Below are 22,649 nucleotides of genomic sequence, written 5' to 3'. Positions count from 1 at the left end.
GCTTCGGGGGGCTGCGAAGCCGACTTAAAGTGGGATCCGTCACCGAACGAGGGAGTTCCAGCATGGACCCGATCACCGCAGCGACCCTCGCCCACCCCGGGGCCCATTCCGCCGACGGCCACAGCCTCTCCGCTCGAAGTGCTGTTCCGCCAGTGGTCTTCGTGGATCTCTCCTACTCGCCCGGGTGGGCGAGCTCGATGTCGTGACCGTCGACTCCGGTGCCGCTCACGGTCAGCGAGCCGGCCACCGGCGGGTAGCCGGTCGCGATCACGGAGTACTCGCCGGCGTCCAGGTCGGTGAAGGCGTACACGCCGTCCTCCCCGGTCGTCGAGGTGGCCACCACGTTGCCGGCCGCGTCGATCAGCGTGACCCGGGCGTCGTTCAGCGGTGCCCGGCCGGAGCCGGCCTTGACGACACCCCGCACCAGCGCACCGGACCGCAGGGCCACGTCGACCCGGGTGACACCCTGGCCGCCGACCTCCACCGGCAGGGCCAGCGGACGGAAGCCCGCAGCCGTGACGGCGACGGTCACCGAGCCCGGGATCAGCTCACCGAAGGTGAACTCACCCGCGTCGCCCGAGACACCCGTGGCCAGCACATCGCCGCGCACATCGGTCACGACGACCATGGCGCCATGGACCGGGGTGCCGCCCTCGGCGGTCCGTACGGTCCCGGAGAGACCGCTCGTACCGGCGAGCAGGATGTCGTAGGCCAGCGGCTCGTCGCCGACGACCACGGTGGACGCCTGCGGCTGGAAGCCGTCGGCGGAGGCGATCAGGACGTACGAGCCGGAGGCCGGCGCGTCCAGTACGTAACCGCCGTCGGCCTGGGCGACGGAGCGCCCCAGTTGGCGGCCGCCCAGCGAGATCAGTGTGACGGCGGCGCGGGCGACGGGTGCGCCTTCGGCGCCCCGCACCACACCGCGTACGGGCGTGCCCTGAATGGTCAGCTCCTTCGTGGCGACCGACATCTCCGGGACCGCGGCCGAGGCGGGTCCGGCCGTTCGCTCGGCGACCGGCGCGGTGCCGGTGGTGGCCTCGGCGGGCTCCGTCGCGGCGGCCACCTCGGCGGGGGCGACGTCGTCGTTGCCTGCCCGGCTCTTCAGAGCGACCTCCTTGATGAAGAGCGTCAGGATGAACGCGACCAGTGCGGCAGGCGCGGCGTACAGGAAGACGTCGGCGACACCGTGGCCGTAAGCGACCTCCATGACCGTACGGAGCGGTGCGGGGAGCGCGTCCAGGTCGGGGATGCCCCCGCCGCCGGTTCCGCCGTGGCCCAGCGCGGCACCCTCGGGGCCGAGGTCGGCGAGGCCGTCCTTGACGTAGTGGGTGACGCGGTTGCCCAGGACGGCACCGAGCGCCGAGACGCCGATCGCACCGCCGAGGGAACGGAAGAACGTCACGACGGAGCTGGCCGCGCCCAGGTCGGCGGGAGCCACCTGGTTCTGCGTGGCGAGCACCAGGTTCTGCATCATCATGCCGATGCCGAGACCCATGACGAACATGAAGACCGCGATCTGCCAGTACTCGGTGTCGTACCGGATGGTGCCCAGCAGACCGAGGCCCGCGGTGAGCAGGAAGCCACCGGTGACCAGCCAGGCCTTCCAGCGGCCCGTCTTGGTGATGATCTGGCCCGACACGGTCGAGGACAGGAACAGCCCGGCGATCATCGGGATCGTCATGACGCCGGACATCGTCGGCGACTTGTCCCGCGCCAGCTGGAAGTACTGGCTGAAGAAGACGGTGCCGGCGAACATTCCGATACCGACGAACAGCGAGGCCGCGGAGGCCAGCGTGATGGTGCGGTTACGGAAGAGGCGCAGCGGGATGATCGGCTCGCTGGCCTTGGTCTCGATGAACAGGAACAGCGCGATGAGGACGACGGTGCCGCCGAGCATCGTCCAGGTCTGCCAGGAGACCCAGTCGTACTTGTCGCCCGCGAAGGTCACCCAGAGCAGCAACAGCGAGACCGCGGCGCTGATGAAGAACGCGCCCGACCAGTCGACCTTGACCCCCTCGCGCTTGGTCACGGGGAGCTTCAGGGTCTTCTGGAGCACGATCAGGGCGATGATCGCGAACGGCACGCCCACGTAGAAGCACCAGCGCCAGCCCATCCAGCTGGTGTCGGTGATGACACCGCCGAGGAGCGGACCGCCCACCGTCGCGACGGCGAAGACCGCGCCGAGGTAGCCGCTGTAGCGCCCGCGCTCGCGCGGGGAGATCATCGCGGCCATCACGATCTGGGCGAGGGCCGAAAGGCCGCCGACGCCGATGCCCTGCACCACACGGCAGGTGATGAGCATGCCGCTGCTGGTCGAGAGACCGGCGACTACGGAGCCGCCCACATAGATGACCAGGGCGATCTGGACCAGCAGCTTCTTGCTGAACAGGTCCGCGAGCTTGCCCCACAGGGGGGTGGTCGCGGTCATGGCCAGCAGCGAGGCCGTCACGACCCAGGTGTAGGCGCTCTGGCCGCCACCGAGGTCCGAAATGATCTCGGGCAGGGCGTTGGAAACGACCGTCGACGACAGAATCGCGACGAACATGCCGAGCAGCAGCCCGGTCAGCGCTTCCATGATCTGCCGGTGTGTCATCGGCGCGCCTGCAGGGGCTTCAGCAGCCCCGTGCTTGGCGTGGCCGCCCCGCACACCGGGTGGTGTGGTCGTAGCCATTGAATTCCTTCTCTTTGCTTCTGTTACACGGGTGTACGGGTGGGCGCATCGTCGGAGTGCCCGGTGCGGCAGTCGCCGCTGTGCCTTCCGGGGGTGCACCCTCCGGTGCCGCGGCAGGAGAAGCTGTCGCGCAGCCGGGACAACAACGTGTTGAGCTGTCCGACTTCTTCGTCGGACCAGTCGATGAGGTTGTGGGCGAACATCTCGGTGGTCCGCCGGGTCAGCTCGTCGAGCAGATCGTCGCCCGCGGGGGTCAGCCGCAGGATGCGGGACCGCTTGTCCGAGGGGTCCGGGAACCGTTCGATCCAGCCGTTCTCCACCGCGTGGGTGACATGACGGCTGGTCACCGACATGTCCACGGCCAGGAGGTCGGCCAGTTGGGAGATCCGCATCTCGCCGTTCCTGGCCAGAAGCGTCAGCACGGCGGCCGAGCCACCGGGACACTCGGCGGGCAGGATGCGGGCGAGTCCCCGTTTGACGGCTCCGACGGCACTGAGCTGCCGGGCCAGTTCTTGGTACTGGCTCCGTGCTGCCACTGACCCTCCAGGCGTCTCGCGAGGTCATCTTGTTGCTTAGGGCAACGATAGAAGCAGTTGGTTGCTGCAGGCAAACGAAATGGGGCTTGCAGAAGTAAAGGAACGTAAAAGGCCGTGCAGTGGCCCGGTCAAGCGTGCAGCGCACATGGGGTGGGCCGTGTCGGCCTGTGTTCCTCGTCACAGGCCCGATCGGCGAGGTGGCGAGTGGAGGCGGTGCGGAGCGCTCCGGCGGACGGGTGAAGGGGCCGTGTGCGCGAAGGGAGGGCATGGGCCCCCGTGGACCCGGGGGTTGGGCGGACGTGCCGAGTTCGCTAGTGTCCTGGGCCATGGCACACAACCCCCACGCCCCTCAGCCGGGCCCCGAGGGCACTCCCGACCCGGCGGGCAGCACGCAGATGTTCCGCGCGTTTGTCGACGACGGCGAGCCGCAGCGCAGGCAGCAGCCCGCCGCGACCTCGTCCGGCCCGAAGACCGGGGTGATCGTGGCCGTCGTCGCGGTCATCGTCGTCCTGGGCGCGGTCGCCTGGCTCGCGCTCCGCTGACCGTCCCCGTCCCCGTAACGGCCGTCCCGTCGCCCCTTGTCCCGGGGCCCAGGGCCTGCCGGGCGTCCACCTGAGCGTGTACGCGTTCCACCGCTCCCGTACCGCCCGTCGGTGCGGGAGCTTCTGCGTCGCCCGCGCGGGGCGCCCGGACGCGGCGCCGCCGGGGCGGCGCTCGTGGCGCCCCGGCGGCCCATGAGCCGTGCCGTACGGAGACCCGCCAGGGGTCAGTCGGCGATGAGCCCCTCCCTGAGCTGGGTGAGGGTCCGGGTCAGCAGCCTGGAAACGTGCATCTGTGAGATGCCGACCTCCTCGCCGATCTGCGACTGGGTCATGTTGGCGAAGAAGCGCAGCATGATGATCTGCCGCTCGCGCGGGGCGAGCTTGGCCAGCAGCGGCTTCAGGGACTCGCGGTACTCGACGCCTTCCAGCGCCGCGTCCTCGTAGCCCAGACGGTCCGCCAGCGAGCCCTCGCCGCCGTCGTCCTCGGGAGACGGTGAGTCCAGGGAGGAGGCCGTGTAGGCATTGCCCACGGCCAAGCCGTCGACCACGTCCTCCTCGGAGACCCCGAGCGCCTTGGCCAGCTCCGGCACCGTCGGCGAACGGTCCAGCTTCTGCGCGAGCTCGTCGCTGGTCTTGGTGAGGGCGAGCCGCAGCTCCTGGAGCCGACGAGGCACCCGGACCGACCACGAGGTGTCGCGGAAGAAGCGCTTGATCTCCCCCACGACGGTCGGCATCGCGAACGTGGGGAATTCCACGCCCCGTTCGCAGTCGAAGCGGTCGATCGCCTTGATCAGGCCGATCGTCCCGACTTGGACGATGTCCTCCATGGGTTCGTTACGGCTCCGGAACCGTGCCGCCGCGTACCGCACGAGCGGGAGGTTGAGCTCGATGAGTGTGTCCCGCACATAGGCCCGCTCCGGGCTGTCCGTTCCGTCGGGGCCCGAGGCGGGACCCAGCGCGGCGAGCCGCAGGAACAGGGAGCGGGACAGGGTACGGGTGTCGATGGCTTCCGGCGAGCTGGTGAGCACGGCGGGTGCTGGCACGCTCTTCGTGAGCGTGAGCACCTTCGAGCTGCCCTGTTCTGCGGACATGCCACCCCCTTGAGGTCGCGGACGGTCGCGGTGGCCACGACCATCGGAGGAACGCAGCCTCCACCTGAATACCGGAGGTGGGGCTGCGGCAAACGCGGTTCCAGCAGAATGTCACATGTCGGCAACGCGCTGTAGTGACTTGTCGACAAGTCAGCGCCGAAACTGCGCAGGAAACAGGGGGTGTGCGGCTTTTGAGCCTCCCGATCCGGCCCTCCCCGTGTCTACCCGTTCTGACTACGCTTCGATCCTGTTTGCGGATCGCAGTCGGGCGAAGCTTCTGGCCAGAAGCCTTGACACATGCATCTGGGAGACGCCCAGTTCGGCGCTGATCTGTGACTGCGTCAGGTTGTTGTAGTAGCGCAGCAGCAGAATCCGCTGCTCGCGCTCGGGCAGCTGGACGAGCAGATGCCGCACCAGGTCGCGGTGCTCGACACCGGCAAGCGCCGGGTCCTCGTAGCCGAGCCTGTCCAGGAGCCCCGGCAGCCCCTCACCTTCCTGGGCCGCCTCCAGTGAGGTCGCGTGGTACGAGCGGCCCGCCTCGATGCAGGCGAGGACCTCGTCCTCGGAGATCTTCAGGCGCTCGGCGATCTCGCCGGTGGTCGGTGAGCGGCCGTGAGCGGTCGTCAGGTCCTCCGTGGCGCCGGTGACCTGGACCCAGAGCTCGTGCAGCCGCCGCGGCACGTGCACGGTCCGTACGTTGTCCCGGAAGTAGCGCTTGATCTCGCCGACCACGGTGGGCATGGCGAACGTGGGGAACTGGACTCCGCGTTCCGGGTCGAAACGGTCGATGGCGTTGATCAGGCCGATGGTGCCGACCTGGACGACGTCCTCCATCGGCTCGTTGCGGCTGCGGAAGCGGGCCGCCGCGTACCGCACGAGCGGCAGGTTCGCCTCGATCAGCGCGGTGCGCACCCTGTGGTGCTCCGGGGTGCCGGGGTCGAGGTCCTTGAGCCGCCCGAACAGCACCTGGGTCAGCGCCCTGGTGTCGCCGCCCCGGGCCCTGGCGGGCGTGGTGGGGTCGGGGGTCTCGGTCTGGATGTCGTCCGTCTGGACGTTCTGGGGCGGGACTTGAGGCGCTGTACTGGCCGGCACGGTGTCGCCACCCCTTTGCGGTCAACTACGGTCAACTCATCCGTCAAAAGCGGTCATAGCATCACAAGACATGTCCACTGTGTGCAAGCACCGCATGGAGTCGTGTTGGAGGTTTTTTGGTTTAAACATGCAGAAAAGCCCCTCTCTGGCAGGAGAGGGGCCGACGGGACCGGGTGCCGGAAGGCTCAGAAGGGGTAGTCGGCGATCACCCAAGTGGCGAATGCGCGCCACTGGCCGGCCGCGGCCTGATGCTCGGGGTGCTCGACGTACCGCTTGAGCGCGTCCTCGTCGGCGACCGCCGAATTGATGGCGAAGTCGTACGCGATCGGCCGGTCGGTGATGTTCCAGGCGCACTCCCAGAACTCCAGCTCGGGGATCTTGCCGCCGAGCTCCCGGAAGGCCTCCGCGCCCGCGACGACCCGGGGGTCGTCCCGCTCGACGCCGTCGTTCAGCTTCAACAGGACCAGGTGGCGGATCACGGGGTTTCTCCTACTCCACGAGCTCGGACATGAAGTCTCCTACGCCCTGAGCGGCGCTCGAAACACCTTCGAACCCTACTTGGACGAGGTCGGCGGCCCGTTCGGGTGAGGTGATGATCGTGTACAGCACGAAGACCACGATCATGTAGACCACGATCTTCCTCGCTTGCACCACAGCCCGCCCCTTCCCTTCGATCACCTGTGCAGTCGGGTGATTCTAGCCGCACGTATTGCCGTATCCGTTGGCCGTTTCCGATCACTGACGAGGCTTTCAGGGTCGAAGGACTCGTCGATTCGGGCCCTTTGTCGGCGGGCGCGGCTTACGGAAAGGGGGAGGACGGGGAGTGAGCCCGCAGCGCGGGCAGGAATGCGCGCGCCGAGGAGCGGGACCTCCACGAGGTCCCCACCGCGTGACTTCCCCCCGACCGCGGCGAGGCCCTGGCGGTCCCCGTTCTCACCGGGGGGCGGCTTGCCCCCCGATGCCGCTTGCCCCGACCTGATGACACGAAGGGCCCGGCGCAAGCGCCGGGCCCTTCGTGTCATCAGGTCGCGAGGGTCAGTCCTTCTTCAGACCGATCGTGCCGGGGTCCGCGTCCTGGACGTCGGAGTCCGCACCGTTCCGGGGTGCCGGGACGGTGACGGCGGCTGCCGTAGAGGCGTCCTCGGTGGCGAGGCGTTCCATGCCGCTCGTCGTCTTGAGGGGCTTCTCCTTGATGAAGAGCACCGCGAGGAGGCCGAGGAAGGCGAACGGGGTGGCGATGAGGAAGAGGTCGCCGGTCGCGACGCCGTACGCCTGCTCGACGATGTCCTTCATCGGCTCGGGCAGTTTGGTCATGTCGGGCACGGCACCGCCGTGTCCGCCGCCGGCCACCGGGATCCCGCTTTCCGAGAGGCCCTTGGCCATCTCGCTGGCCACCCGGTTGGCGAGGATCGCACCGAGCACGCTGGTGCCGATGGTGCCACCGAGGCTGCGGAAGAAGGACAGCACGGAGGTCGCGGCGCCCAGTTCGTGCGCGGGCACGTCGTTCTGCGCGGCGAGCACGAGGTTCTGCATCAGCATGCCGACGCCGATACCCATGAGTGCCATGTAGAGGCTGAGCAGACCGAAGTGAGTGTCGGCGTCGATGGTCGCGAGCAGTCCGAGGCCGGCCGTCATCACGACGGCGCCCGAGACGAGATAGATCTTCCACTTGCCGGTCGCGGAGATGATCTGCCCGGCGACGGTCGAGGACACCAGCAGACCGCCGATCAGCGGGAGGCTCATGAGCCCCGCCGCGGTCGGGGACTTGCCGAGGGAGATCTGGAAGTACTGGGACAGGAACACGGTCCCGGCGAACATCGCGATACCGACGAAGAAGCTCGCCAGGGTCGTGAGGGACACCGTGCGGTTGCGGAAGATGTCCAGCGGGATGATCGGCTCCGCGGCCCTGGATTCGACGAAGACCGCCGCTGCCAGAAGCACCACGCCGGTGGTCACCAGTGCGGCCGTCTGCCAGGACGCCCAGTCGAAGCTGTTGCCCGCGAGGGAGGTCCAGATCAGCAGCGCGCAGACGCCGCCCACGATGAGGAAGGCACCCAGCCAGTCGATCCTGACCTGACGGCGCACGGTCGGCAGCTTCAGGGTGCGCTGGAGCAGCACGATCCCGGCCAGTGCGAACGGCACACCGATGAAGAAGCACCAGCGCCAGCCGAGCCACGAGGTGTCCACGAGGACACCACCGATCAGCGGACCGGCGACGGTGCCCACGGCGAAGACCGCGCCGAAGATGCCCGCGTACTTGCCGAGCCGGCGCGGCGGAATGATGGCGGCCATCACGATCTGTGCCAGCGCCGTCAGGCCACCGGCGCCGATGCCCTGGATGACACGGCTGATGATCAGGGTGACGACGTCCTGGGAGAAGCCGGCCACGAGGGACCCGACCACGAACAGGCCGAGCGAGAGCTGGAGCAGCAGCTTCTGGTTGAAAAGGTCCGCGAGCTTGCCCCACAGCGGCACGGTGGCCGTCATGGCGAGCAGCTCGGAGGTCACGACCCAGGTGTACGAGGACTGGCTCGCACCGAGGTCGGCGATGATCCGCGGCAGGGCGTTGGCTACGACGGTACCCGCGAGAATGGCGACGAACATGCCCGCCATCAGGCCTGACATCGCCTGGAGTATCTGCCTGTTGGACATGGAGGTGGACGCCTGCTCGGGCGCCTCGGTTGCGGTCACGGAGTCCTTCTTAGGTGCTGGAGCAGAACGGGGGTCGGGTGCGGGGAACGGTCGCCGGCGGTGGCCGGATCACTCCGTCGGCCGCGGGAGGCCGTGTGCCAGGTGCACGAATGCCTCCTCGAAGGCGTCCGCGAGCACGGTTTCCTCGGGATGGGTGCAGCAGTGCTCGAAGGCGATCCGCAAGGCGGTATGACTGACGGCGGCGAGCAGCCGAGGGTAGATGCCGTAGTTTCCCGGCCCTTCCGTCCCGGCCCGGGTGGCGTCGAGCCACTCGGCGAGGGCGACGGCCAGGGCCCGCTCGTCCGCGACATGGGCGTTGAGGCCGCGCTGGATGAGATGCGGTGACCGCTGGAGCACCTTGGACTGCAGGGCCCATAGCTCCTGGCGGTCCTCGAATCCGTGCAGCTCGGCGACGAAGGCCCCGCGGACGGCGTCGAGCGGCGTCAGGCCGGCCGGGGCGCGGCGAACGGATTCTCTGATCCGCTCGCCGATCTCGTCGTCGATCATGATGAACGCGTCGTCGTGACTCGAGAAGTAGTTGAAGAACGTCCTGGGCGAGACACCGGCGGCCTCGCTGATGGCCTCGACCGTGACGTTCTCCACGCCGTGCTCGGCGGCGAGCCGCACGGCCGCCTCCGCGAGGGCGTTGCGGGTCGCCTGCTTCTTGCGCTCCCGCAGCCCGGGCGCGGATGTCGTTGTCTTCGGCACATCGTGCATAGTAGGCAAAGATGCACAACCTGCAAAATTATTTTCCGAGTGGTTCGAGTGGGTCGAGTCGTTCGAGCGGTTCGAGGAGTCCGGAGCGATGCGCCATGCGGAGAAGGGGCGGACTGGCGCGGGCGCCCTCGTCCTGGACGGGAACCGAGACGGAACGCAGTGAAGGGACCGACCCCAACGGGTCGGTCCCTTCATCTACCTGCGGTAGCGGAGGGATTTGAACCCTCGGTGAGTTTCCCCACACTCGCTTTCGAGGCGAGCTCCTTCGGCCGCTCGGACACGCTACCGAGAGAGAGCTTAGACCATGCCGGGCCCTGGTTCGAAATCCGATTCCCGGCGACGGGCCGGAGTCCCTGGGGGGCGGTCTCAGCGCTCCCGGAAGAACGCCGTCAGCAGATCCGCGCAGAGGTCCTCCGCGACACCGTGGATCACCTCGGGGCGGTGGTTGACTCTGCGGTCGCGTACGACGTCCCAGAGCGAACCGGCGGCGCCGGCCTTCGCGTCCCGGGCCCCGTAGACCACCCGGGCGATCCGGGACTGGACGAGTGCGCCCGCGCACATCGTGCAGGGCTCGAGGGTGACGACCAGCGTGCAGCCCGTCAGCCGCCAGGAGCCGAGAGCGGCGGCGGCGCGGCGCAGGGCGAGCACCTCGGCGTGTGCCGTCGGGTCGCCGCTCACCTCGCGCTCGTTGTGGCCGGTGGCGAGCAGGGCGCCGTCCGGGCCCAGGACAACGGCGCCGACCGGCACATCGCCGGCCGACGCCGCCTGCGCGGCCTCGTCCAGGGCTCGGCGCATGGGTGCCTGCCACGGATCCCGTACGGGATCAGGGGGAGGCGGTGAGGAGGGTGTGGGCGGTGGTGCGTTCACCCGGGGACCCTAACGGAAGCGCACCCGGACGGAAGCGGACCCTAACGGACGGCCTCCAGGACCTCGGACGCTCCCAGCGCGTCCGCGATCTCCGTCAGCGCGTCCGTGCGCAGGGTCATCAGATCCTCCTCGGACATACCGAGGTCGGCGAGGACCCCGAGATCGCCGAGCGGCCCCGCCGGTACGGTGCCGGGGTCGTGATCCAGGTCGGGTTCGGTGACAGCGACGCCGTCGCTGTCGGCGTCGGACCGGGGTTCTTCCAACTCGCCGTCCTCCTTGCCGTCGAGGTCCACGAGCGCCTCGAGTGCGGCGATCTCGTCCTCGGCCCCCGGTTCGCGGCCGAGCAGTTCGTCCGTGAGCAGGATCTCCCCGTACGAGGAGCGGGCGGCGGCGGACGCGTCCGAGATGTAGATACGGGGGTCCTCCTCACCGTCCACCCGGAGGACGCCGAACCAGGCGTCCTCCTGCTCGATGTAGACGAGGACCGTGTCCTCGTCCACCGAGGCCTCACGGGCCAGATCCGTCAGGTCGGACAGGGTTTCCACATCGTCGAGCTCTGTATCGCTCGCTTCCCACCCGTCTTCGGTGCGCGCGAGCAGTGCGGCGAAGTACACCGTGACTCTCCCACTTGTCATAGGTGAATCGGTCCGACGGGAGGGCAGACGGTTCATCCGGCTGCTCTGGGCCCCGCCCAATCGGCATCGTGGCAGAAACGAGCGCGATGCGAGGCCTCTTCGACCGTTGCGTCGGCCATCAGTTGTTCCGAGTGAGTGTCGGCCGACGGTGTCACCGCGATGTGTCCCGGGGCGGCCCGGGAGCGCCGGGGACCGTCCTCACCAGCGGAACGTACGCATCCGCATCTGTTGCCGCATACGGGCCGCGCGGGCCCGCCGCGGCTGGACCCGGTCGCGCAGCTGCTTCGCCTCGTGAAGCTCACGGAGGAACTGCGCCCTGCGCCTCCGGCGTGCCGCGTCACTCTCCTGCGCGTCCGGCACGTTCTCCTGAGCATCGGGCAGGTCGCGCGCGTCGCGTCCGGCCTGCCGCTGAATCCGCTGCTCCCCGTCGGGCAATCGACACACCACCCCAAGCCTGGGTCCGTATGTCCCCACCTTCCCCCCGAACAGGTGCCTGATGCCAACGCGGACCGGCGGAAACCCCGCGCGGGGCCCGGCTACTGTTGACGGCATGCGGATCCACGTCGTCGACCACCCGTTGGTGGCGCACAAACTCACCACGCTGCGCGACAAGCGCACCGACTCCCCGACCTTCCGGCGGCTCGCCGATGAGCTGGTCACCCTTCTCGCGTACGAGGCCACCAGGGATGTGCGGACCGAGCAGGTCGACATCGAGACCCCGGTGACGCCCACGACCGGTGTGAAGCTGTCGCATCCGCGCCCCCTGGTCGTTCCGATCCTGCGCGCCGGTCTCGGCATGCTGGACGGCATGGTGCGACTGCTCCCGACGGCCGAGGTCGGCTTCCTGGGCATGATCCGGAACGAGGAGACGCTCCAGGCGGAGACGTATGCCACGCGGATGCCCGAGGACCTCTCCGGCCGTCAGGTCTATGTCCTGGACCCGATGCTCGCCACGGGCGGCACGCTCGTCGCGGCCATCCGGGAGCTGATCAAGCGCGGCGCGGACGATGTCACCGCGGTCGTGCTGCTCGCGGCGCCCGAGGGCGTCGAGGTGATGGAACGGGAGCTGGCCGGCACGCCGGTCACGGTGGTCACGGCCTCGGTCGACGAGCGGCTCAACGAGAACGGCTACATCGTGCCGGGGCTCGGCGACGCCGGGGACCGGATGTACGGCACCGCCTGCTGACCTGGTGGTCCGGCCGGGCCGTCCCGGCGCTGCCGCCTCAGCAGGAGGACGACGGTGCCGGAGCTGGTTTCGTCAGGGCCGTGAGTGCCGATGCGGCCGCCGCAGGGGTGCTGAACGCCTTGAATTTCGTACCGATGATCAGATCGACGTCCGCCGTCCTGCGGGCGTCGGTCTTCTGCGCGGCCCCCGGCAGCTGTGTGCCGAGCACCGGGAAGGAGCCGTTCATGGCCGTCGGGCCGCCGAGCAGCATTCCGGTGCCGGGCACCTTCCGGTCGTACGCGGCCGGGGCGTTGTCCACCTTGCCGATGGCGAAGCCGCGCTTCTCGAGCTCGTCCGCGGCGGCCTTGGCCAGCCCGCTGCGGGGCGTCGCGTTGTAGATGTTGACCTTGATGGTGGCCGGCTTCGGGAGCGGCTTAGCGGACGCCGAAGCGCTCGGGGTGGTGCAGGCCTTCGGGCGGTCGGCCGCGTTGGCCTGTTCGTCGCCGCCGGTGAAGACGTCGACGATCTGGAGCGTGCCCCATCCGGCCAGCCCGAGGGCCACCACGGCGGCGGCCGCCGAAAGGACCAGCTTGCGGCGATGACGGGGGCGGCGCATGCGCGGGTACGTGTTACCCGTGACGCGGTACTTTCCGCCCATGCCGGGAGGGGTCAGCATGCTCATGGGCGCAGCGTAGTGCGACCTGGTGATGATGCCTACTAAACGATCAACCTATGGCACCCATACGTGCATAAAGGCACCCGAAAGGCCCGAAATGCTCCGAGGGTGGGAGCGGCGGGTTCAGCCCAGCTCGAGAACGCGGGCGTGCAGCACCTGGCGCTGCTGCAGAGCGGCGCGCACGGCGCGGTGCAGGCCGTCCTCGAGATAGAGGTCGCCCTGCCACTTCACGACGTGGGCGAACAGGTCGCCGTAGAACGTCGAGTCCTCGGCGAGCAGGGTCTCGAGGTCCAGCTGGCCCTTGGTGGTCACCAGCTGGTCGAGGCGGACCGGGCGCGGCGCGACATCCGCCCACTGGCGGGTACTTTCCCGGCCGTGGTCGGGATATGGCCGCCCATTTCCGATGCGCTTGAAGATCACACGGAAAGCCTACCGGGCAAGGACCTCCCGGCGCAGCCAGGGAACAGGACTGCGATGGCGCACAGAACGTCATGAATCAGAACAAAACGTCGCACGGTCTGTCATGTGCGGGGGACGTGTTCGGGAGGGCGCCCGGGTGGTTGCACGGCGACCGCCCGGTGGCGGTCCGATGTCGCCCCCGTGCGTCGCTCCGCGGGCGCGGCGTGGCTCGCCCGCGAAGCGCGTACGCGCCGCCCGCTACCGGGTGACGCCCTGGGCGTGGCCCTTACGCAGGGCGCCGCCACTGCGGGGCCCGTCGTCGGCGGACGCGGCCGGGACCGGGCGGGTCAGGGAGCTCAGATCGTGGGCGTAGGTGCCCACCGCGTGGGCGATCACATCGATGTTGGTGTCGAAGTGCCCCATGTCGATGTTGTCCACGTTGTCGCAGGCCGCGTGGTAGCAGGGGTCGTACGCGATGCCGGCCGTCCCGCCGTAGGTCTCGGCCTGCGCGGCCGTCTTGACGCCCTCGGCACCTGTGTCCGTACCGCCGGCCGGGATACCGACCTCGATGAAGGGGCCGTAGTCGGATCGCCCGGAGAAGTCCGTACCGGTGTGCGGCTTGTCCTGACTGTCCAGGAACGCGTTGATGTCACGTTCGAGTTGGGCGGATCCCTCGGGGCCGGGGCCCTCACCCGTGCCGTCGGAGTCGTCGCCGTCGAAGACGAACTGCACGCCGTTCGGGGAGGCGATCATGTCGAAGTTGAGGTAGAGCGCGATCTTCGCGCGCTGTGCCTCGGAGAGCTTCGCGACGTACGCCTCCGAGCCCAGCAGGCCGTTCTCCTCCGCCGACCACCAGGCGAACCGCAGCTTGTTGGCGGGTGTCCGGTGGGACTCGGCCAGCTCCAGGGCGACTTCGAGGAGTCCGGCCGAGCCGGTCGCGTTGTCGTTGATGCCGGGGCCGTCGGTGACCGAGTCGAGGTGTGCGCCGAGCATGACCGTCCTCGCGGCGTCCCCGCCGCGGGTCTCGGCGACGACGTTGTGGGTGGTGCGCTCCTCCCGGAACTCACGGATCTCGAGGGAGACCTTCACCTCGCCCTTCGCCAGGTCCGCGACGAGCTTCTCGCCCTCGGCCCGAGTGAGCCCGCCGGTGGGGATCTTCCCGGCCCCGGGGTCGCCCAGGGTGCCCGAGAGGGCCCCGTCGGTGTTGTTGTAGATCACCGCGCCGGCCGCGCCCGCCGCCGCTGCCGCCGCCTGCTTCTCCGCGAACGAGCAGCCGCCTCGCTTGATCAGGGCGATCTTGCCGGTGAAGCCCGCCGCCGCGTAGTCGGCCGCCTCACAGCCGGTGGTGTCGTCGGCGGGGACCGCGGCGAGGGCGGCCTCGATGCCGCCCTCCCCGGTGGAGGCGGTGTACGTCATCGCCCGGATCGAGATGTCTCGGGGCGTGGGGGAGACCACGGAGAGCCTCTCGGCGAGGGTCTCGGTGTAGGTGAAGTCGAACGCCTGGGAGGCGACCCGGTATCCGGCCTTCCGGAGCAGCCGGTGGACGTGGGCGGCGGAGGCGTCGTGGCCGGCCGAACCGGCCGCGCGATGGCCGTCCGCCGAGTCGGCTATGGCCTGGAACCGCTCCAGATACCGGTACGCGTCCTGGGCGGAGGCTCTTTCGACCAGCTGCTGTGAGAGCTCGGCGGCGTCCTCGGCCGAGCCGTGCGGAGCGTGTCCGTGGTCCGGGGACGCGGCGAGGAGGAGCGGTGTGGCCAGAGCGGTGGTGGCGACAACGGCGATGGCTCTGTGACGAGTCGCGTGCACGGGGGTCCTTCCTGGTGGGAGCGGTTGCGGGGGAGACGGGTGAGGCGGCCGCCGTCCTGGTGGGGGCGCACGGCCGTTCGCGGTCACGTGGACCGGCTCGCGGCTCTGGCCGCAGCCTTCGCCTGCTGCTTGTACGCACGCACCTCGGCGAGCGAGTCGGGTCCGGTGATGTCGGCCACCGAGCGGTGCGAGCCCTCTTCGCCGTACGCCCCCGCGGCCTCCCGCCAGCCCGTCGGACGTACGCCGAACTGCTTGCCAAGCAGGGCCAGGAAGATCTGTGCCTTCTGCGTACCGAACCCGGGCAGTGCGTTGAGCCGTTTCAGCAGCTCGGCCCCGGTGGTGGCGTCGGCCCAGACGGCTTCCGCCTGCCCGGCGTACTCGGACACCAGGTACTGGCAGAGCTGCTGCACCCGCTTGGCCATGGAGCCCGGGTACCGGTGCAGGGCGGGCTTGCCGGTGAACAGCCCGGTGAAGGCATCCGGGTCGTACGCGGCGATCTCCCGGGCATCCAGGTCGTCCGACCCCATGCGCCGGGCCAGGGAGAGCGGGCCGGTGAACGCCCATTCCATCGGTACCTGCTGGTCCAGCATCATTCCGATGAGGGCGGCCAGCGGACTGCGGCCCAGCAGTTCGTCCGCGTCGGGTTCCTGGGCGATCCGCACGGTGCGGGCCTTGCACTTGTCGCTCTTGGTCATGTATTCGATGATCGCGACAGAGACCGGGATCGGCGACTCGGCGAGCGGCAGTCGTGGTGCGGCGGACCATTCCCTCCGCCCGTGTCGCAGTGCCGTAGCGGCGTACGAGCGCTTCGAGGACCTGCGGCGCGTGACGGTACCGGTGGCAGGTCCTCGATGCGTCGGCCTACGGCTCACACGCCTCAGCCGGCTGCCGCCGTGACCTCGCCGCCCTCCTCCATGATCGGCCGGATGACCACGGGATGAACGGGCGCGCCCTCGGGCTGCGGACACATCCCGATACGAGCCGCGATCTCGGTGACCCTCTCCAGACTCTCGCAGTCGAGCACCCAGTACCCGGCGAGCTGCTCCTGGGCCCCGTAGGGGCCGTCCGTCACCACCGGCCGGCCGTCCGCGCCCGGCAGCACCGAGCGGGTCGTGGCGGGTGCGGCCAGACCGTTGCCGTCCACCATCTCGCGGGACTCGATCAGCTCCTTGTTGACTCCTTCCATGAAGGCGAACATCGCCTTCATGTCCTTCTCACTCCAGGCCGGACTCCCGGCCGACGGTTTGCCGGCCATGGCCTCGTAGTCGGCCTGCGAACCCTGAACCATCACGAGGTACTTCATGGTGCTGCTCCTGTGCTCTCGGTCGCCGCCCCTTGTGGGCAACTCCCCCAGGGGACGTCGAAGCCGGTGACCTGTTCCCGGCACCACGCGGGACGCCACTCGAAATCACTCCGGCGCGCAGGCCCGGATCCGGCCCCCGTAGAGTTCGGCTGCGTCGTCCCGCCAACCCCGAGGTATCGGTCGTGTCCCCCGCATCTCCCCCGTCCGCCGTCCCGGCGCCCACGTCCGCCGCGTCTGCCGTGAGCGTCGTGGGGATCGGCGCAGACGGCTGGGCGGGCCTGCCCGAGACCGTGCGCGCGGTGCTCCTGGACGCAGAGGTCCTGATCGGCGGTGAGCGCCAGCTGGGGCTGCTCCCGCCGGAGTGCGCGGGCCGGCGTGTGCCCTGGCCTTCGCCTCTGCGGCCCGCCGTGCGCGGTCTGCTCGCCGCGCACGCGGGGAGCAGGACCGCTGTGCTGGCCAGCGGAGACCCCATGTTCTACGGCATCGGCCGGGCCCTCACCGAGGAGCTGGGCGCTGGGGCGCTCCGGGTGCTGCCGCACCCGTCCTCGGTGTCCTACGCCTGTGCCCGGCTCGGCTGGCCGGTGGAGGTCACCGAGACCGTCACCCTCGTCGGCCGCCCCACGGCCCGCCTGGCCGGTGCCCTGCACGACGGGCGCCGGCTGCTGGTGCTCTCCGCGGACGCCGCCACACCCGCCACCGTGGCCGCCCTGCTGCGGGACCATGGCTTCGGGCCCAGCCGGATGCGGGTGCTCGAACAGCTCGGGGGTACGGCCGAGGACTGTCTGGACGGCATCGCCGACACCTGGGAGCACCCGCCCGGGGACCCGCTCAACGTCATCGCGGTGGACTGCCGCAGCACTCCGGACGCCTTGCGCCTGGGAGCCGTCCCGGGACTCCCCGACGAGGCGTACGAACACGACGGGCAGCTCACCAAGCGCCATGTCCGGGCGGCCACGCTCGGCGTACTCGCGCCCGCCCCCGGTGAGCTCCTCTGGGACATCGGCGGTGGCTCCGGATCGATCGCGGCGGAGTGGATGCGCACCCATCCGTCCTGCGGCGCCGTCACCGTGGAACGCGATCCGGTACGGGCGCGTCGCATCGCGCGAAACGCGGACCGGCTCGGCGTCCCCGGATTGCGCGTGGTCACCGGCCGCGCACCGGACGCCCTGGCCGGACTGCCCGTACCCGACGCCGTGTTCATCGGCGGCGGGCTGACCTCGCCGGGGCTGCTCGATGCCTGCTGGTACGCGCTGCCCCCGGGCGGCCGGCTCGTGGCCAATACGGTCACGCTGGAGTCGGAGGCGCTGCTCGCGGAGTGCTACCGGCGGCTCGGCGGCGACCTGGTACGCCTCGCGGTGGCCCACGCCGTGCCCGTCGGCGGTTTCACCGGGTGGCGTCAGGCCATGCCCGTGACCCAGTGGTCCGTACAGAAAACCTCGCACGCTCCAGGAGACGACAGATGACCGTGTACTTCATCGGCGCGGGCCCCGGCGCCGCCGATCTGATCACGGTGCGCGGTGCCCGTGTCCTCGCCGCCAGCCCGGTCTGCCTGTACGCGGGCAGTCTGGTGCCGCGTGAACTGCTCGCCGAATGCCCGCCGGACGCCCGGCTCGTGGACACCGCCCTGCTGGACATCGACCAGATCACCGCCGAGCTGGTCCGCGCCCATGAGGACGGCCACGACGTGGCCCGGCTGCACTCCGGCGACCCCTCGGTCTTCAGCGCCGTGAACGAGCAGATGCGGCGGCTCGACGAGGCGGGCGTGCCGTACGAAGTGGTGCCCGGGGTGCCCGCGTTCGCGGCGGCGGCGGCGGCGCTCAAACGGGAGTTGACGGTGCCCACGGTCGGCCAGACAGTGATCCTCACCCGGATCGCCCAGCGGGCCACGGCGATGCCCGAGGGCGAGGACCTGGCCACGCTGGGCCGCAGCGGCGCCCTGATCGTGCTGCACCTCGCGGCGCGGTACGTGGACCGGGTGGTCGACGAGCTGCTGCCGCACTACGGCGCCGACTGCCCCGCCGCCGTGGTCGCCATGGCCTCGCGCCCCGACGAGGTCGTCCTGCGCGGCACGCTGCATTCCATCGCGGAGCAGGTGAAGACTGCCGGGGTGATCCGGACAGCGGTGATCATGGTCGGCCGGACACTGGGCGCCGAGCAGTTCCGCGACAGCCACCTGTACTCCCCGGCACGGGACCGCCACACCTGCTGACGGACGGACGGGCGGACGGGATGGTCGGCGGCCGTCCTGCCCCCGCTCAACGGGCCTCGCTGCGCCCCACGACGGCTCCCGCCCGGTCGATGCAGATAACATCGACCGCCACCGGCGCACCCCGCAGCACCGAAAGTGCCTGCTCCCGGGCCGCCACCGCGACCAGGTCGCCCAGGGGCACCCCGGCTGCCGTGCACAGCTGCAGCGCCGCGAGGCCGGTGTTGGCGACCTCGATCTCCGCCGCCAGCGCCTCGCTCGCGCCGCCCTGCCGGGCCAGCCGCGCCAGGAACGGTTTGTCGACCTGGGAACGGCCCGAGTGCAGGTCCAGGTGCCCGGCGGCGAGCTTGGACAGCTTGGCGAACCCTCCGCAGAGGGTCAGCCGCTCCACCGGATGCCGGCGTACGTACTTCAGCACCGCACCCGCGAAGTCCCCCATGTCCAACAGGGCGATCTCCGGCAGCCCGTACTCGGCGACCACCGTCTTCTCCGAGGTCGAGCCCGTGCACCCCGCGACATGACGGTGCCCGGCCGCGAGTGCCACGTCCACCCCGCGGCGGATCGAATCGATCCAGGCCGAGCAGGAGTACGGCACCACGATTCCTGTCGTGCCCAGGATCGAGATCCCGCCCAGGATGCCCAGGCGGATGTTCCACGTGAAACGTGCGATCTCCTCACCGTCGTCGACGGAGACGGTGATCTCGACGTCGCCGGTGCCACCGTGCTCCGCCGCCACCCGCGCCACATGGTCGCGCATCATCTGACGGGGTACTGGGTTGATCGCGGGCTCCCCGACATCGAGCGGCAGCCCGGGGAGCGTCACCGTCCCCACGCCGGGCCCGGCGCGGAACACCACTCCGGAGCCCGGCGGCAGCAGCCGCACGGTGGACCGCACCAGTGCGCCGTGTGTGACGTCCGGGTCGTCGCCCGCGTCCTTGACCACGCCCGCCCCGGCCTGCCCGCCGGTGAGTTCCTCCACCGCGAGTGCGAAGGCAGGGGTCTGGCCCCTGGGCAGGGTGATGGTCACCGGATCCGGGAACTCGCCGGTCAGGAGGGCCGTGTAGGCGGCCGTGGTCGCCGCCGTCGCGCAGGCCCCGGTCGTCCATCCCGGCCGCAGACCGGTGTGCTTGAGTTGGGCGGTGCGCCCGCCCTGCGCCTCACTGCTCATGGATGGACCGACCCATGCCCTTGCACATACTCGTCCTCGGCGGCACGACGGAGGCCCGCCGGCTCGCGGAGTGCCTGGTGGCCACGGACGGGATCCGGGTGACCAGCTCACTCGCGGGACGCGTCGCCCACCCGAAGCTGCCGCCCGGCGAGGTACGCGTCGGCGGCTTCGGGGGAGCCGAGGGCATGGCCGGATGGCTCCGCGCACACCATGTGGATGTGGTCATCGATGCCACCCATCCCTTCGCCGGAACGATCAGTTTCAACGCGGCCTCGGCCGCCGCCGCTGTCCATGTTCCCCTGCTGGCCTTCCGGCGGCCCGGCTGGGTGCCCGTCGAGGGCGACCGGTGGCACATCACCGACTCCCTCGCGGGCGCGGCGGAGCTGCTGCCGGAGCTCGGGTCGCGTGTCTTCCTCACCACGGGGCGCATGGGTCTGGCGGCGTTCGCCGCACTGGATTCCCTGTGGTTCCTGATGCGCTCGGTGGACGCCCCCGACGCGCCGCATCCGGCGCGGATGGAAGTCCTGCTGGACCGGGGGCCGTTCTCCTTGCAGGGGGAGCGTGAGCTGATCCGGCGGCATCGCATCGACGTCCTCGTCACGAAGGACAGCGGCGGTGACGCGACCGCCCCCAAGCTCGCCGCGGCCCGGGAGGCCGGGATCCCGGTGGTGGTGGTCGGACGGCCTCCGGTCCCGCCAGGTGTGCCGGTGGCCGGGACGTCGGATGAGGCCCTTGCCCTGCTGCGGGCCCTTCTTCCCTGACGTGACCGCGCCCCCTGTGCCGGGGCGCTCACGGCCGCGCCGAAGCCCGGCCTCAGACGCCCGTACGGCCGTCGAGGCGCTCTCGTAGGAGGTCGGCGTGGCCGCAGTGGCGGGCGTACTCGCCGATCATGTGCGTGTAGATCCACCGCAAAGTGACCTGGCCCCCCATGAACGGGCTGGTGTCGTCGAGGGCGCGGGCCGCGCAGTTCTCCCGGGCCCGGTCCATCTCCGACTGCCATACGGCCAGGGCCTGCTCGTACGTCGCGTCCTCGGCCAGGTCGAACCCGCCGTCGGTGCCGTCCGGGTCGGCCTCGGGTGCGTAGATCGGCGGCACGTCCTCCTGGGCGAGGACCCGGCGGAACCAGTTCCGTTCGACCTCCGCCGCGTGCTGGACGAGGCCGAGCAGGGTGATCTCCGAGGGTGCTGCGGCCGCGTCGCGGAGTTGGCCGTCCGCCAGACCCTCGCACTTCTGGGCGAGCGTGACGCGGTAGAAGCCGAGCCAGCTCTCCAGCGAGGTCCGCTCATCGGCGCCCAGGGGAGGCATGTGGCGTACGGGGGTGCTCATGAGCGCCATCGTGGCACGGAGGTCTGACAACGGGCCCGGGCCACCGGCCCCCGCCGGACTGTCAGTGGGCTTCATTAGCGTGGGGGCCGACCCACTCACCGGAGTCGCGCAACGGACGTGACGAAGCTTCAGGAGCCTTGCATGCAACCCACGTTCGCCGATTTCTCCGTGACGCCGGCCCGGGTGTCCAACTGCGGCACGACGTACGAGGCGTGCCACACCGCCTCCTCGCACCTGGCGATGAGCGCCGGTGCGAGGGTCGCGCTGGACTTCGAGGTGGACGCCGGGGAAGAGATCGGCGAGGCGACACTCAATGTGACCGCGCTTGTGTCCAAGCTGGGCCGCTCTCCCGGTTACGCCCCGGTCGACCTGCTGGTCAATCAGCACGTTCTCGTCCGTGGCCTCACCGTGCCCGGCGGCGGTGACCTGCCGCAGGACAATGTGTTCGCCGTGCCGGGCCGGTTGCTGCGGCCGGGCACCAATACCCTGGAGATACGCTCGGCGGACGACGCGCGCAGCATGCTCTGGCTCTACCGCGTCACGCTCGACTCCGTCTACGAGCGCGGCCGTTCGGAGCGCGCGATGGCGGCGGAGGCGGCCCGCGACACGGTCTTCGCCTACACGACTGAGCGTCGCGAGCCCTTCACCTCGTCCTGGACGTCCGGTCCCCGGCTGTTGTTCCACGTCGACCGGGGCGAACACTCGCTGCCCGCGCAGCTGGGGTGGCGTGGAGCGGACGGCGCGGAGTCGGCGATCAGCTTCCAGTCGAACATGTCCGACTTCCACGGGCACCACCGTGCCGCCGACGGCACACTCGCGGAATTCCGTGGACGTATCACCGGGCGCCGGGCCTTCCCGGAGGGCACCGAGGACGCACACGTGCACCGGTTCGAGACCGAGGAGGGGTGGGGCGGCGACTGGCACAGCTCCGGCGAGCTGCGGCTCCTGGTGGACGACGGCTCGGGGCCCGTGGAGCGGGTGACCTGGCGTGATCAGCGGGGCAACTCCGGTGTGGCCGGGCTGCGCACCGGCTTCGGCGGCGAGGGCGCCGCGTCGGACGTCACCGCAGCCGCGACGGTGGTCGACGTGAGTGACGAGTACAGGGCCGCCGGGGAGATCGCGGACCATCTGCTCCACGCCTCGCGGAAGAAGTGGCTGGCGGGTGACGACCAGGCCTGGGTGGAGTTCAAGTTCGATCGTCCCGTCACCCTCACCTCGTACACGCTGACCTCGGCCAACGACTTCCCGCAGCGCGATCCCCGGGACTGGCTGCTCCACGGCTCGACGGACGGTGACCGCTGGACCCAGCTGGACTCCCGGGCGGGGGAGGGCTTCACCGAGCGCTTCGAGGCCAGGACGTTCCGGATCAGCGGGGTCGGGGCCGCCCCCTTCACCCGCTATCGCCTCGACATCACCGGCAACGGGGGCGCGGACGAGACACAGCTCTCCGGCGTGCGGTTCGCCGGCATCGGGCCGGTCGATTTCAGCGGCTACTACCAGCGGTACAACGAGGGCCCCATCGGCTACCGGGGGATAGCCGTCAACGCGCCGGGGAGCCCCGCCGCGGCCGAGCAGGCTGCGCAGCTCGCGCAGGAGCTCGACCGGGCGGCCCGAAACCTGGCCGAAGCGGCCCGGTCCATGGGAAAGATGGCCGCCTGGGTCCGGGACCACTGACCGGACGGCGAGGCCGGGGCCGTCGCGTGGCCGGTCGTCACCCGCGCCGTTCCGTCGACCCCGGCGCCGCACCGGCCTCGGCTC

The 22,649-nt window shown here is 70.3% G+C and carries 24 protein-coding genes and 1 tRNA gene; 6 read left to right on the top strand and 19 right to left on the bottom strand.

Annotated features, from left to right (window positions below; translation table 11 throughout):
- Positions 1-172: 172 nt before the first annotated feature.
- Together ACWD04_RS26040 and ACWD04_RS26035 are read right to left on the bottom strand one after the other, a co-directional pair.
- Positions 173-2,671: an MFS transporter gene (locus ACWD04_RS26040; protein WP_451135804.1), complete on the bottom strand. Its 2,499-nt coding sequence runs from the start codon at positions 2,669-2,671 to the stop codon at positions 173-175.
- Positions 2,672-2,694: 23 nt separating this feature from the next.
- Positions 2,695-3,207, bottom strand: coding sequence for a MarR family winged helix-turn-helix transcriptional regulator (locus ACWD04_RS26035; protein WP_451135802.1), 513 nt, complete (start codon positions 3,205-3,207; stop codon positions 2,695-2,697).
- Between the two features lie 326 nt (positions 3,208-3,533).
- On the opposite strand from ACWD04_RS26035, the gene ACWD04_RS26030 reads away from it, so the two are divergent.
- On the top strand, positions 3,534-3,749 hold the full coding sequence (locus tag ACWD04_RS26030; protein ID WP_451135800.1) for a hypothetical protein: 216 nt from the start codon (positions 3,534-3,536) through the stop codon (positions 3,747-3,749).
- Positions 3,750-3,973: 224 nt separating this feature from the next.
- Here ACWD04_RS26030 and ACWD04_RS26025 read toward each other — a convergent pair whose 3' ends face one another.
- The 10 genes from ACWD04_RS26025 to ACWD04_RS25980 form a co-directional block, all read right to left on the bottom strand.
- Positions 3,974-4,840: an RNA polymerase sigma factor SigF gene (locus ACWD04_RS26025; protein ID WP_073750853.1), complete on the bottom strand. Its 867-nt coding sequence runs from the start codon at positions 4,838-4,840 to the stop codon at positions 3,974-3,976.
- A gap of 234 nt (positions 4,841-5,074) precedes the next feature.
- Complete coding sequence (locus ACWD04_RS26020) at positions 5,075-5,932, bottom strand: RNA polymerase sigma factor SigF (protein ID WP_451135798.1); 858 nt, start codon at positions 5,930-5,932, stop codon at positions 5,075-5,077.
- A gap of 185 nt (positions 5,933-6,117) precedes the next feature.
- Positions 6,118-6,411 carry a Dabb family protein gene (locus ACWD04_RS26015; RefSeq protein WP_451135796.1) on the bottom strand — a complete coding sequence of 98 codons (294 nt, stop codon included), beginning with the start codon at positions 6,409-6,411 and terminating at the stop codon, positions 6,118-6,120.
- A 10-nt stretch (positions 6,412-6,421) separates the two neighbouring features.
- On the bottom strand, positions 6,422-6,586 hold the full coding sequence (locus ACWD04_RS26010; RefSeq protein ID WP_451135794.1) for a hypothetical protein: 165 nt from the start codon (positions 6,584-6,586) through the stop codon (positions 6,422-6,424).
- 381 nt (positions 6,587-6,967) lie between these two features.
- Entirely contained in the window at positions 6,968-8,584 is a 1,617-nt protein-coding gene (locus ACWD04_RS26005; RefSeq protein ID WP_451135816.1) for an MDR family MFS transporter, read from the bottom strand.
- A gap of 108 nt (positions 8,585-8,692) precedes the next feature.
- Positions 8,693-9,340, bottom strand: coding sequence for a TetR family transcriptional regulator (locus ACWD04_RS26000; protein ID WP_451135792.1), 648 nt, complete (start codon positions 9,338-9,340; stop codon positions 8,693-8,695).
- A 202-nt stretch (positions 9,341-9,542) separates the two neighbouring features.
- Positions 9,543-9,627, bottom strand: a tRNA-Ser gene (locus ACWD04_RS25995).
- Between the two features lie 79 nt (positions 9,628-9,706).
- Positions 9,707-10,135, bottom strand: coding sequence for a tRNA adenosine(34) deaminase TadA (gene tadA, locus ACWD04_RS25990; RefSeq protein ID WP_451135814.1), 429 nt, complete (start codon positions 10,133-10,135; stop codon positions 9,707-9,709).
- Between the two features lie 113 nt (positions 10,136-10,248).
- A complete protein-coding gene (locus ACWD04_RS25985) occupies positions 10,249-10,821 on the bottom strand; it encodes a tRNA adenosine deaminase-associated protein (RefSeq protein ID WP_451135812.1) in 573 nt (190 codons plus the stop codon).
- Positions 10,822-11,040: 219 nt separating this feature from the next.
- Positions 11,041-11,277, bottom strand: a complete 237-nt coding sequence (locus ACWD04_RS25980) for a hypothetical protein (RefSeq protein ID WP_451135790.1) — start codon at positions 11,275-11,277, stop codon at positions 11,041-11,043.
- 115 nt (positions 11,278-11,392) lie between these two features.
- Between ACWD04_RS25980 and upp the strand changes: the two genes are divergently transcribed.
- A complete protein-coding gene (gene upp / locus ACWD04_RS25975) occupies positions 11,393-12,028 on the top strand; it encodes a uracil phosphoribosyltransferase (RefSeq protein WP_451135788.1) in 636 nt (211 codons plus the stop codon).
- Positions 12,029-12,065: 37 nt separating this feature from the next.
- On the opposite strand, the gene ACWD04_RS25970 is transcribed toward upp, so the two are convergent.
- The 5 genes from ACWD04_RS25970 to ACWD04_RS25950 form a co-directional block, all read right to left on the bottom strand.
- Entirely contained in the window at positions 12,066-12,665 is a 600-nt protein-coding gene (locus ACWD04_RS25970) for a LytR C-terminal domain-containing protein (RefSeq protein ID WP_451135810.1), read from the bottom strand.
- Positions 12,666-12,806: 141 nt separating this feature from the next.
- Positions 12,807-13,103: a type II toxin-antitoxin system VapB family antitoxin gene (locus ACWD04_RS25965; RefSeq protein WP_003955420.1), complete on the bottom strand. Its 297-nt coding sequence runs from the start codon at positions 13,101-13,103 to the stop codon at positions 12,807-12,809.
- Between the two features lie 237 nt (positions 13,104-13,340).
- On the bottom strand, positions 13,341-14,888 hold the full coding sequence (locus ACWD04_RS25960; protein WP_451135785.1) for a M20/M25/M40 family metallo-hydrolase: 1,548 nt from the start codon (positions 14,886-14,888) through the stop codon (positions 13,341-13,343).
- Positions 14,889-14,971: 83 nt separating this feature from the next.
- Positions 14,972-15,583 carry an HhH-GPD-type base excision DNA repair protein gene (locus ACWD04_RS25955; RefSeq protein ID WP_451135783.1) on the bottom strand — a complete coding sequence of 204 codons (612 nt, stop codon included), beginning with the start codon at positions 15,581-15,583 and terminating at the stop codon, positions 14,972-14,974.
- A gap of 182 nt (positions 15,584-15,765) precedes the next feature.
- Positions 15,766-16,191, bottom strand: a complete 426-nt coding sequence (locus tag ACWD04_RS25950; protein WP_451135781.1) for a YciI family protein — start codon at positions 16,189-16,191, stop codon at positions 15,766-15,768.
- A 182-nt stretch (positions 16,192-16,373) separates the two neighbouring features.
- Between ACWD04_RS25950 and cbiE the strand changes: the two genes are divergently transcribed.
- Positions 16,374-17,654, top strand: coding sequence for a precorrin-6y C5,15-methyltransferase (decarboxylating) subunit CbiE (gene cbiE / locus ACWD04_RS25945; RefSeq protein ID WP_451135779.1), 1,281 nt, complete (start codon positions 16,374-16,376; stop codon positions 17,652-17,654).
- The gene (gene cobM, locus ACWD04_RS25940; RefSeq protein ID WP_451135777.1) at positions 17,651-18,400 is read left to right on the top strand and encodes a precorrin-4 C(11)-methyltransferase; all 750 of its coding nucleotides are present in this window, start codon (positions 17,651-17,653) and stop codon (positions 18,398-18,400) included. The genes cbiE and cobM overlap by 4 nt, the downstream gene beginning before the upstream one ends.
- A gap of 46 nt (positions 18,401-18,446) precedes the next feature.
- On the opposite strand, the gene ACWD04_RS25935 is transcribed toward cobM, so the two are convergent.
- Positions 18,447-19,565, bottom strand: coding sequence for a cobalt-precorrin-5B (C(1))-methyltransferase (locus ACWD04_RS25935; RefSeq protein WP_451135775.1), 1,119 nt, complete (start codon positions 19,563-19,565; stop codon positions 18,447-18,449).
- Positions 19,566-19,579: 14 nt separating this feature from the next.
- Here ACWD04_RS25935 and ACWD04_RS25930 point away from each other — a divergent pair, with 14 nt between their 5' ends.
- Entirely contained in the window at positions 19,580-20,326 is a 747-nt protein-coding gene (locus ACWD04_RS25930) for a cobalt-precorrin-6A reductase (protein ID WP_451135773.1), read from the top strand.
- Between the two features lie 52 nt (positions 20,327-20,378).
- Here ACWD04_RS25930 and ACWD04_RS25925 read toward each other — a convergent pair whose 3' ends face one another.
- A complete protein-coding gene (locus ACWD04_RS25925) occupies positions 20,379-20,891 on the bottom strand; it encodes a DinB family protein (RefSeq protein WP_451135771.1) in 513 nt (170 codons plus the stop codon).
- Between the two features lie 141 nt (positions 20,892-21,032).
- On the opposite strand from ACWD04_RS25925, the gene ACWD04_RS25920 reads away from it, so the two are divergent.
- A complete protein-coding gene (locus ACWD04_RS25920; RefSeq protein WP_451135769.1) occupies positions 21,033-22,565 on the top strand; it encodes an alpha-1,2-mannosidase in 1,533 nt (510 codons plus the stop codon).
- Positions 22,566-22,649 lie beyond the last annotated feature (84 nt).

The organism is Streptomyces sp. NPDC002911 (assembly GCF_053591835.1).
Note: the sequence above shows the minus strand (reverse complement) of the source record. Positions and strands in the feature narration are given on the sequence as shown.